General features: G+C 45.2%; 12 protein-coding genes. 2 read left to right on the top strand and 10 right to left on the bottom strand.

Annotated elements, in window-relative coordinates:
* Positions 1–392, top strand: a 392-nt coding sequence (locus tag B4K20_RS11085; RefSeq protein WP_349678803.1) for a potassium channel family protein, incomplete at its 5' end; no start/stop codon positions are given.
* Between the two features lie 3 nt (positions 393–395).
* Here B4K20_RS11085 and B4K20_RS11080 read toward each other — a convergent pair.
* From B4K20_RS11080 to gmk, 9 genes are all read right to left on the bottom strand, one after another.
* Entirely contained in the window at positions 396–1,220 is an 825-nt protein-coding gene (locus tag B4K20_RS11080; RefSeq protein WP_289282925.1) for a thermonuclease family protein, read from the bottom strand.
* Positions 1,221–1,256: 36 nt separating this feature from the next.
* Complete coding sequence (locus tag B4K20_RS11075; RefSeq protein ID WP_289282924.1) at positions 1,257–1,754, bottom strand: hypothetical protein; 498 nt, start codon at positions 1,752–1,754, stop codon at positions 1,257–1,259.
* Positions 1,751–2,629, bottom strand: coding sequence for a 4-hydroxybenzoate octaprenyltransferase (gene ubiA, locus B4K20_RS11070; protein ID WP_286303864.1), 879 nt, complete (start codon positions 2,627–2,629; stop codon positions 1,751–1,753). Before ubiA ends, B4K20_RS11075 begins: the two co-directional genes overlap by 4 nt.
* The gene (locus tag B4K20_RS11065; RefSeq protein ID WP_289282923.1) at positions 2,626–3,168 is read right to left on the bottom strand and encodes a chorismate--pyruvate lyase family protein; all 543 of its coding nucleotides are present in this window, start codon (positions 3,166–3,168) and stop codon (positions 2,626–2,628) included. The genes ubiA and B4K20_RS11065 overlap by 4 nt, the downstream gene beginning before the upstream one ends.
* 15 nt (positions 3,169–3,183) lie before the next feature.
* Positions 3,184–5,271, bottom strand: a complete 2,088-nt coding sequence (gene recG, locus B4K20_RS11060; RefSeq protein WP_289282922.1) for an ATP-dependent DNA helicase RecG — start codon at positions 5,269–5,271, stop codon at positions 3,184–3,186.
* A gap of 26 nt (positions 5,272–5,297) precedes the next feature.
* Positions 5,298–5,684 (bottom strand): RidA family protein, encoded by a 387-nt coding sequence (locus B4K20_RS11055; protein WP_286303861.1) that lies wholly within the window; start codon positions 5,682–5,684, stop codon positions 5,298–5,300.
* 24 nt (positions 5,685–5,708) lie between these two features.
* Complete coding sequence (locus B4K20_RS11050) at positions 5,709–7,805, bottom strand: bifunctional (p)ppGpp synthetase/guanosine-3',5'-bis(diphosphate) 3'-pyrophosphohydrolase (protein ID WP_339608413.1); 2,097 nt, start codon at positions 7,803–7,805, stop codon at positions 5,709–5,711.
* Between the two features lie 66 nt (positions 7,806–7,871).
* Positions 7,872–8,132, bottom strand: a complete 261-nt coding sequence (rpoZ, locus tag B4K20_RS11045; RefSeq protein ID WP_289282921.1) for a DNA-directed RNA polymerase subunit omega — start codon at positions 8,130–8,132, stop codon at positions 7,872–7,874.
* Between the two features lie 45 nt (positions 8,133–8,177).
* Complete coding sequence (gene gmk / locus B4K20_RS11040) at positions 8,178–8,795, bottom strand: guanylate kinase (RefSeq protein ID WP_289282920.1); 618 nt, start codon at positions 8,793–8,795, stop codon at positions 8,178–8,180.
* A 342-nt stretch (positions 8,796–9,137) separates the two neighbouring features.
* Here gmk and B4K20_RS11035 point away from each other — a divergent pair, with 342 nt between their 5' ends.
* The gene (locus B4K20_RS11035) at positions 9,138–9,788 is read left to right on the top strand and encodes a VPLPA-CTERM sorting domain-containing protein (protein WP_289282919.1); all 651 of its coding nucleotides are present in this window, start codon (positions 9,138–9,140) and stop codon (positions 9,786–9,788) included.
* Positions 9,789–9,859: 71 nt separating this feature from the next.
* Here the strand turns inward: B4K20_RS11035 and B4K20_RS11030 are convergent, their stop codons facing one another.
* Positions 9,860–10,732 carry a YicC/YloC family endoribonuclease gene (locus B4K20_RS11030; RefSeq protein WP_320165664.1) on the bottom strand — a complete coding sequence of 291 codons (873 nt, stop codon included), beginning with the start codon at positions 10,730–10,732 and terminating at the stop codon, positions 9,860–9,862.
* Positions 10,733–10,868 lie beyond the last annotated feature (136 nt).

Genomic DNA, 10,868 nt, shown 5'->3' with positions numbered 1-10,868 from the left:
TTGTCACCACCATTTTGATCCACTACGAAACCCTCTACCAGTTAGCGAAACGTCTTCCTTCACTGCATATTATTCATCGTTACCGGGTTTTACTGGCGGTGATGGTGGTCATGGTGGCGCATATTGTGGAAATTTGGCTGTTTGCTATCGGCTATTACCTGATGTTGCATGCAGATGGCTTTGGCAATTTGATGGGCAATATTGACTCCAGCCTGCTGGACTGTAGTTACTTTTCTTTCACGACCTACACCACACTGGGTTTTGGTGATATCGAACCCACAGGATATATCCGTTTTTTAACCGGACTGGAATCACTGACTGGCTTAGTCATGATTACCTGGTCGGCTTCTTTTGTATTTCTGGAAATGCAAAAATACTGGCCAAAACGTTAAATTTTATGGGGTTATTATCGCTGAAGGGTGTCTGACATTCATATAAAACTGTTTACCCTGCCGATGCACCCAGCCACGCACTTCAACCGTTCGATTCAGGTAATGTTTCCAGTCCTCAAAATAAACGCTGTCTTTCTTTTTAATCGCGAGTTTGAACTGTTTATTTGCCTGCAGGAATATCCTGTTTTTACCTTGCTTGATGTCCTTAAGTTTCAATCTGATACGTTGCCAACCACGATAGCTGACGCCTGTTTTTAAATCAGACACGTGCTTTACCTGATAGTCAGACATTGACCATATCCCTTTTTTGGCTTGTTCGGCCCTGCTTTGAGCTTCAATAAGTTTATCGCTGTATCGCAAATTAGGAGGAATCAGTGTCAGCGACGCTAGCCCCTCTTCAATCAACATGGCATTCAAATATTGTCCATCAGGCAGAAAACAATGGGCTAAAGCACGATCATATTTATCGCGTTGCTGCTGGTCATACTCAATGAAAAAATCGGCATGACTTAGGGTATTGATTAGCCATTGTTTTGCCTGTTCACCACCCGCTTCAGCGTCATGGTAACGGCTCTGGATCTCAGGGGTATTGATACCCAGTAAACGAATAATCTGACCAGACTGTAACTCAATGGTGTCTCCATCAATCACCCGTTTGAGCTTAACTCTATAACGGTATGGGCTGGATTTGAGCGAGAGTAAAGTCGCATTGGCAGATGGCTGGTCAGAATAAAGCGTCTGTCCCTGCTCATTCTGTGATTGGTAAACCGTTGTGGCATGACAGACCACGGATATGATGAGGGTGATAAACACCATGATCCATCGCATCGTTTTTCCTCCATGAATAACGATAGTAAGTAATAATTATGCTTGTTCCAGCATATTGTCTATAAGCGTTTTCTGCTTTGAAATCTCTCCTCTGAGATCAGATATTAATGATTTCAACATTTGGGCAACCGAGTTAAACCGGGTCGCATGCGTTTCGGCATGTGCGGCTTCTACAGAACAATAAATCGCCAGATAATCACCTTTAGCGACGGCCGCAGGTAACTCTTCTAATGTGGTTTTAATCTGAAATAATACTCTTTTCTTTTCTACACCAGACTCGGTGTCTGCAAGTGTCTGCAATAGCTCTTTGCAATGATCGATTTCATGTTTGATTTCCAGCCCTAACTCCTGAATACCTTGAGTTAGTACACGAAAAGCATCACCTTCAGAACCTGCCCTTGCTGCTGCGCTGACCGCATTGGAAGCGAGTAAACGCATTTTCTTTAACATAGGGTTGAGATCATCCATTGCCTCAGCCAAAGCATCGATTTGCTGCTGCAAACTCGAAGAAGAGATTTCTGCTATTGCGTTCATTTGCCCACCGACAAAATACTGTAATGAATGACCAGACTTAGAAAGATAGCTAAGCCAACCCAGTTATTATTTAAAAAAGCCTGTAAACAGCGCTGCGGCTGTCGATCTTTTGCCAAAAATTGTTGATAGGCAAATAAGCCCCCAGCAACACACAGCCCTAAGTAAAAGATAAAACTCATCTCTAACTGCACACCAATCAACACCATGACAAAAATATAAGCCACCTGCATCATGCCTTGGATAATCAGATCATCATCGCCAAATAATACCGCTGTGGATTTCACCCCGGCCAGCAAATCATCCTCTCTGTCTGCCATCGCGTAAAAGGTGTCATACATGGTTGTCCAGATAATATTGGCTAAGAAAAGTAACCAAGCCATCACCGGCACAGAATTAGTCTGTGCGGCAAAAGCCATTGGGATGGCCCAACCGAATGCCATGCCTAAATAAATCTGAGGGAAATAGGTATAACGCTTCATGAAAGGGTATGTCGCGGCAAGGAAAACACCACCCAACGATAACCAAATGGTCAACGTGTTCAGCAACGATACTAATATAAACGCCACCAACGCCATACCAATAAAAACATAGATGGCTTGCCGGGCAGTCAGCTCACCTGTTGCTAAAGGGCGGTTCTGAGTTCGCCAGACACTGCCATCAATTTCCCTGTCGGCAAAATCATTGATCGCACAGCCAGCAGAGCGCATTAAAATGACGCCCAAGATAAAAACCACCAGCACCGTGATATCAGGTAGGCCTTCTGCAGCAATCCACAAAGCGGATAACGTTGGCCATAACAAAAGCAATATGCCAATGGGTCTATCCAGTCGCATCAACTGAATATAAGGCATAACACGTCGTTGAACCTCTCTCACACATGACTCCATTTTTCTGAAGGCAGAAATATTTCACACACCAGTACGGGCTGACCTTTCAAATAAAAACATGATCGTCTTGCCCATAAAACATCAGGACAAATATCCAAAGTTTCTGTAGCCAATTGATACAACCAATGTTGCGGTGTGAGTTGCGCCACCTGAATATCACTCCGGCTTAGGGAGGGTTCATCAAATAATATTTGGCCCAATGGCTTTATACCTAGGTTATCGAACCGAGACGGTAAGACTTGATAGGTGGATTGAGGAATAATTGTTCTGGCATAGATTTCAGGCGTCTCACCATCACACAACAATACCTCACGACCCAACTGAATACGTTGCAAAGGTTGCTGTAAAAACAGACTTTCTTCAGGCAAAGCGGTCTGCCAGTCGTAGTGTAATAATTCGACATTCACCGCGTGCTCACTGACATGTTGCAGTCGCTTGGTAAGTGACCCCGTATCTGTCAACCACTCACGTAAATCATAAGGTAATGATTGTTTTCGGGCTGGCAGCCAGTGTGTCCAATGCTTCATTTAAAATCCAACAAATTAAACATGACCGAAATCAAGTTTGTGAGCAAACCAACGGGTCACCAGCGCTTCTGCTTTTTCTGGTGCTAACTTCAACATCGTATTTGCCGCCTGTTCCATCACCGCTAACAGCTCCTGATCCTCGAGCAAGTTGGCAACCCTGAATTGTGGCAGACCTGTCTGCCGCGTGCCCAACACTTCACCCGGCCCTCGAATTTCCAGATCACGCTGCGCGATCACAAAACCGTCATTACTCTCACGCAAACACTTCAATCTGGCCTGACCATTTTCAGACAGTGGCGCATGGTACATCAAAACACAATGACTCTCGACCTGACCTCGTCCTACTCGACCACGTAGCTGATGAAGCTGAGCGAGCCCAAGCCGTTCAGCATTTTCAATGACCATTAAGCTGGCATTCGGTACGTCTACCCCCACTTCAATAACGGTGGTTGCCACCAGCATATCGAGTTCTGCAGATTTGAATGCCGCCATCACCTGCTCTTTTTGTGCTGATTTCATGCGGCCATGGACCAGACCGATTTTCAAATCTGGTAAGCAATCCTGCAGAGTGGTTGCCGTATCTTCTGCTGCCTGACACTGCAGATGTTCAGACTCTTCTATTAAAGTACAGACCCAATACACCTGACGCTGCTGCTGACAGGCGGCATGAACGCGTTCAATCACATCCTGACGCCGACTATCCGAGACCACAACCGTCGTCACCGGGGTTCTGCCTGGTGGTAACTCATCAATCACAGACACACTTAAATCAGCATATGCTGTCATCGCCAACGTACGTGGAATCGGTGTTGCCGTCATCACTAACTGGTGTGGCATGGTATCCACATCACGACCTTTATCGCGCAAGGCCAGACGCTGATGCACACCAAAACGATGTTGCTCATCAATGATTACCAGTCCCAGATGATTAAATATGACTTCATCCTGAAACAAGGCATGAGTGCCAACGGCTACTTTTATTTCGCCCGATTTGAGCTGCTCCAGAACCTGTCGCCGTTCAGCTGCAGTCTGCTTACCGGCACACCAGCCAACTGTCATTCCCAACGGTGTCAGCCATTGTGTGAAGGTTTTGAAATGTTGCTCTGCCAGCAATTCTGTTGGCGCCATCATCACGGCTTGTGAACCTGCACTCACAGCCTCAATGGCCGCCAGTGCCGCCACAACGGTTTTACCCGAACCGACATCCCCCTGAACCAGACGCTGCATCGGAAACGGTTTTGTCATATCCGCTTCTATTTCAGTCAACACACGTTGTTGGGCCGCCGTTAACGGGAATGGCAACTGACGCAATAAAGCTTCGCGTTGAGTGCGGTCTGGCTTGAGTTCAGGCGCACGATGATGCTGTGTCTGCTGACGCAATTTTTTCATCGTCAGCTGTTGTGCCAGTAATTCTTCATAAGCCAGTCTTTTTTGCGCAGGGTGTTGTCTGTCAATCAGTTGCTGAACCGGCGCGTCTGGTGGCGGTTGATGCACAAACTTTAAGGCCTCGGTCAATGAGAACTCAGCCACATCATGACAGCGTGCTTCAGGTATAACCAGTTCTGGCATTAATCCATTTTCCAGAAAGCTCAATGCTTGTTTAATGAGCTTTCGTAGAGAAAGCTGGTGCAGTCCTTCTGTCGTCGGATAAACCGGTGTCAGTTCTGAATCGACTGGCACAATGTTGGTCGAATCAATTAACTGATACTCAGGATGGACCATTTCAAAACTGGAAGGACCGTTACGAACTTCACCAAAGCAGCGAATTTTTCGGCCTTTTTCTAACTGTAATTGCTGGGCTTTGGAAAAATGAAAGAAACGCAGGATCAGAGATCCGGTGCCATCTGAGATATGGCATAGCAGTGAACGACGACGACCGAACTTCACTTGTGAAATCTGGATAGTGCCTTCCACCAACACTTCTTGTTGTAATTTGAGTGCCCCAAGAGGCATCAACCGAGTTCGGTCCTGATATCTGAGAGGAAGGTGGAACAGCAGATCCTGGATCTGCTGTACCCCAATTTTGAGAAGGCGCTCGGCAACTTTGCCGCCTACGCCTTTTAAAGAAGTGACTGGTTGTGATAATCCATTATCCGCCACCACAACCTTAAACTCCTAAAATTTAATAATTACGCATTCAGATGCAAAATTGCATCCATTTCCACAGGCACATCTTTAGGTAAAGAAGCCACACCAATCGCTGCACGAGCAGGATAAGGCTGTTCAAAATATTCTGTCATGATGTCATTTACCGCACCGAAATAACTTAAATCGGTCAGATAAATATTTAACTTCACGACGTCCTGCAAGCTACCACCTGACGCTTTCGCAACCGCAGATAAGTTGTCAAACACACGTCTTACTTGTGTATTGAAATCACCTTCGATAACCGTCATGGTTTCAGGCACCAACGGAATTTGGCCTGAAAGATAGACGATGTCACCTACTTTCACAGCTTGTGAGTATGGGCCAATCGCTTCAGGGGCATCCGCTGTATGAATAATTTCGCGAGACATTCATTTCTCCATCAAAGTCTGGTTTTAATTAATACGAGTAATTCTTTCTACCATGTCGAGGCGACGTAAACGGCGAATAACACGGGCTAAATGCTGTCGGTTAGCTACTTCGATGGTCAGACGTAAATCAGAATAACCACCATCGCGTTCATCGACGACAACATTATCAATATTCGAATCAGATTCAGAAACCACCGCCGCAATAGTAGCAAGGACACCGCGTTGGTTTTTCACATGAATCATGATGTCGACCGGGAAGTCACGCGATACATCCGGCGACCAGGCAACGTCGAGCCATTTCTCATTTTGCACACGGAGATTAGAGGTATTTTTACAGCCACGTTGATGGATGATAATGCCACGACCGCTACTGACATATCCATGAATAGGATCGCCAGGAATAGGATGGCAACAACGAGCAAAGCTGACCACCATGCCTTCTGTGCCCGCGATCATCAGCGCTTGTGCTTCTGTATCCGGAGTCGATTCATGCACCAGTTTCTGTGCGATTAACAAGGCAGAATGGTTACCTAAACCAATATCCTCTAACAAGTCATCAAACTGTTTCAGTTCAAACTCATTGATGAGCTCATTAAAGCGTTCAACCGGGATCTCATCCAGATTGGTGGAAAACGCGGTCAAATGTTTATTTAACAAGCGACGACCAAGCAGCACGGCTTCTTCCGTCTGCAAGTGTCGTAAATAATTTCGAATATTGGTTCGTGCTTTGGCCGTCACAACAAAGTTGAGCCAAGCAGGATTTGGATGTGAAGCCGGTGAGGTAATGATTTCCACAGATTCACCTGTTTCCAGCTGACTGCTCAAAGGCACCAGATGACGACCAACTCGGGCAGCGACACAATTGTTACCAACATCACTGTGAACGGCATAGGCAAAGTCCACCGCTGTCGCACCTCTTGGTAAGGTGAGAATCTCACCCTTAGGCGTAGACACGTAAATTTCATCCGGGAATAGATCAATACGCAGATTTTCCAGAAACTCCATAGAGTCGCCGGATCCTTTCTGCATTTCCAGAATCCCTTGCAGCCACTGGCGCGCCTTACGATGAGCTAGGTTATTACCGACAGATTCACCGGTTTTGTATAACCAGTGAGCAGCCACACCTGCTTCTGCCATATGGTCCATATCACGAGACCGAATCTGCACTTCAATCGGTACACCATATGGACCAAACAACACGGTATGTAAGGACTGGTAACCATTGGCTTTAGGAATCGCAATATAATCTTTGAATTTACCTTGTACCGGTTTGTACAAGTTATGCACCACACCCAGCATCCGGTAACAAGCGTCAACATCATCCACGATAATACGGAAAGCATAGACATCCATCACTTCAGAGAATGACAGTTGTTTACTGACCATTTTTTTGTACAGGCTGTACAGGTTTTTTTCACGCCCCTGAATGTCGGCACTCAAGCCTTCCTGCTCCATCCGATTCAAGATAGATGCCGTGATCTGCGTGACAATTTCTTTGCGGTTACCGCGTGATTTCCGAACAGCATCTTGAAGTACGCGATAACGAATCGGATACAGAACGTGGAACCCTAGATCTTCGAGTTCACAACGCATTAAATTCATACCCAGACGTTGGGCTATCGGTGCATAGATATCCAGCGTTTCGTTGGCGATACGACGGCGTTTTTCAGGGCGCAAATGCCCCAGCGTACGCATATTGTGGAGACGGTCGGCCAGCTTGACGATGATGACACGAATATCACGTGACATTGCCAGTAGCATTTTTCTTAAGTTTTCAGCTTGAGCATGCTTTTGGGTTTCAAAAGCCGCTTTGGCTAATTTGGTGACACCTTCAACCAACTCCCCCACTTCTTCGCCAAACTCGGCGGCCAGGTCAGCTTTTGTTAGTGCGGTGTCTTCAATCACATCATGAAGCAATCCGGCCATGATGCATTCATAATCCATATGCATCATGGCCAGAACATGGGCGACGGCTAGTGGATGGGTGATATAACGTTCACCACTTCGACGAGTCTGACCCTCATGTGCGTGGTCCGCAAAATGATAAGCCCGTCGAATCGAATCAACTTGACCGGATTCGAGATAGTTAGCCGTCGCATAGCACAAGTCATCGATTGTCAGTTTGGGTTCTGACTCTTGGATATAGTCCAGTTCAGAGGCAACGGATGGCTTGGCACTCACGGTAGTTTATTCTTCCGTTTGTAATTCTTCGTCGCTAACGATGCTTTCTGATGAATGTTCACGAGCACTGGTTTTTTCTAAGATTTCACGTCCAACCAAACCTGCAGCAATCTCACGTAACGCTAAAACGGTAGGTTTATCATTATCCAGGCTAACCATAGCGTCATCACCCATGGCAATTTCGCGTGCGCGTTTTGAGGCAACCAGGACTAATTGGAAACGGTTATCAACATTTTCTAAACAATCTTCAACAGTAGTACGAGCCATGGTTTTTCCCAGTTAAAATTTAAAGAATCAATTTTACGAAATATCTTAGCGTTGAGCCAGTAATTCAGTGATTAAGTCTGCTTGACTATTTTTCTGAATAGCTAAGGAATGACGCTGTGCCACGATGATTGATGACAAACTCGTTAATGCCTGCTCAAAATCATCGTTAACGATTATGTAGTCAAATTCAACATAGTGCGAAATTTCATTCTCTGCATCCCGCATACGCCTAGCAATGACATCCTCATTATCCTGACCTCGATTGCGTAAGCGTTGTTCCAGCGTTGCTTTTGATGGCGGCAGAATAAAAATGCCTATTGCCTGCGGGAAATTGTTTCTGACCTGTTGCGCTCCTTGCCAGTCAATTTCCAAGATGACATCAAAGCCGTCAGCTAATAACGACTTAACTGTATCAGATGAGGTGCCGTAGCTATTATCAAACACCGTTGCTGATTCCAGAAATTTCCCGGCATTTCGCATCGCTGAAAACGTTTGCTGATCGACAAAATGGTAATCTTTACCATTGACTTCGCCCTCTCTAGGCGGACGAGTCGTGTGTGAAACGGATAGTTTAATTTCCGCATGTTGTGAGATAAGTGCATTCACTAAACTCGTTTTGCCTGCACCCGACGGTGCAGCCACTATAAAAAGATTACCCATCATATTTCGAACGCTGTAAGGAATAGTTGGGTAATTATGACAAAAAGCCCTCCGTTTCACCATGCAGTATCAATCCTGATGAATGCGAGTTAGATATAATTCTGTGGTTAATTTGGCTAAATCATTTTGTTTAATGGAATAGTTCACTTTCAATTAGAATTCCAGAATAATATTGTGAACAACTTAATTACAGGCAATAGTACTAAAGTACAATACAAATAACTGCATCTAGGCATATAATTACACCTAAGAATGAAAAACAGAGTTGAAATTGCATTGGAGTTACATATCTCTTCGAGATCAATGAGCCCGCGATTAACAACTTCCTCACACTAGGATAGGACAATGAAAACATTAAAGATTTTTGCCAGTGTGGTCTTATCACTGTTCATCTCTAGTTCAGCATCGGCTGCACATTTAAGCGATGAAGTGATATATGCAACCAAGAATAAAAAAGAAAGCACCATCCAGCATTTCGCCGGGGCTTATCAATACGTGAGTACAGATGGAAGCTTCTCAGCTGGTACCGGCCCTGATTATGCTTATCAGCTAGATCCCAAAGCGACAACGAACGCTGTGAAACAAGATCAGCTCAATACCACTTTTGATGCTGCTGCCGCTTCTGGTAAGTATGCTGAACTGGTCGGTTACGATGTACTGGATTTTTACAGCACGGGTTCATACCCTGTGGCAACAGAAAATACAGACTTTTTCACATCTGATGTCTTCTCGACGGGTTATGTGAATACAACGTCACTGGGTCTGACTTTTGAAGGCATTATGATCAAGTCTGGAAATACAACCCTAGTAGCTCTGTTCAGCGAAGCCATTTCTGAACTTTACTTTAAAACGTTTATTCAACAAGGCATTTCTCATATTGCCCTGTTTAATACAGCCCCTATTTCTGCAGTGCCAGTACCTGCGGCGTTATGGCTGTTTGCTCCAGCATTACTTGGTTTGGTTGGTTTGCGTAGAAAACAATCAACGATTAAGTAAATTTGTCGTCAAAGCTCAAAAAAACGCGGCCAAAAGCCGCGTTTTTTTTTGTCTGAATGAAAAGTTATTTCTCACTCAATATTCTGAATCTGCTCACGCATTTGTTCGATTAATACTTTTAGATCCACCGAGTAACGTGTGGTATCGGTATCAATCGATTTAGAGCCCAGGGTATTGGCTTCACGATTCAATTCCTGCATCAGAAAATCCAGTCGACGGCCAATAGGTTCATCGCGCTTTAGAGTATGTTTCACTTCATTCACATGATTCTGTAAGCGATCGATTTCTTCAGCGACATCCGCTTTTTGTGCTAACAGCACCATTTCCTGTTCAAGGCGTTCCGGCTCAAGATTCACTTCAAGCTCAGCAATCCGGTCTGATAATTTTTGACGGTGACTGGCAAGAATTTCTGGTAAACGTGTTTTCGTTTGTTCTGCAATATCATTTATTTGCTCACAACGCTGAATAATCATTTGCTCCAGAGCTGCACCTTCACGTTCCCTTGTCGCTACCAGGTCAGCCAGGGCATGTTTTAATGACTCGAGCACCGTGGCTTGTAACGCATCCTGATCCAGGCTTTCTGTTTGAATGACACCAGGCCATTGCATTACACGCAAGATATCAATGGGCGCGGCACTGTCTGTAAACGAGGCAAGCTGTTGATAGTTCTCCATGACGGCTTTGGCTAAGTCGACATTCATTTGCAATGCACTCTGCGTTTGCTCTGGTGCACGGTAACGAAGTGCTACTTCAACCTTTCCACGACTTAGTGTGTCGCTGATAAGTTTGCGCATTGCCATTTCAAATGGGCGAAAACTTTCTTCTAAACGGAAAGAGACTTCTAGATAACGATGATTTACTGAGCGAATTTCCCAGCTCAAGCTGCCAAGCTCTGTTTGCTCCTCATGGCGGGCAAAGGCGGTCATACTTCGTGTCACAATCATGTCCTATTTCTGAGTTAATCTGACATCTTACCGAAAACAGGTAACAAAAAGCATCTGCGGCGGTGATTTATGGCAGGTATAATAGATTGAATTTGACTGAGGAAAAGCGAATATGCGTCCAAGTGGTCGTCAAGCC

Origin of the sequence: Methylophaga sp. UBA5088 (assembly GCF_002414625.1) — a bacterium.
Lineage (GTDB): Bacteria > Pseudomonadota > Gammaproteobacteria > Nitrosococcales > Methylophagaceae > Methylophaga > Methylophaga marina.
This window is presented reverse-complemented; position numbering and strand designations above follow the sequence as displayed.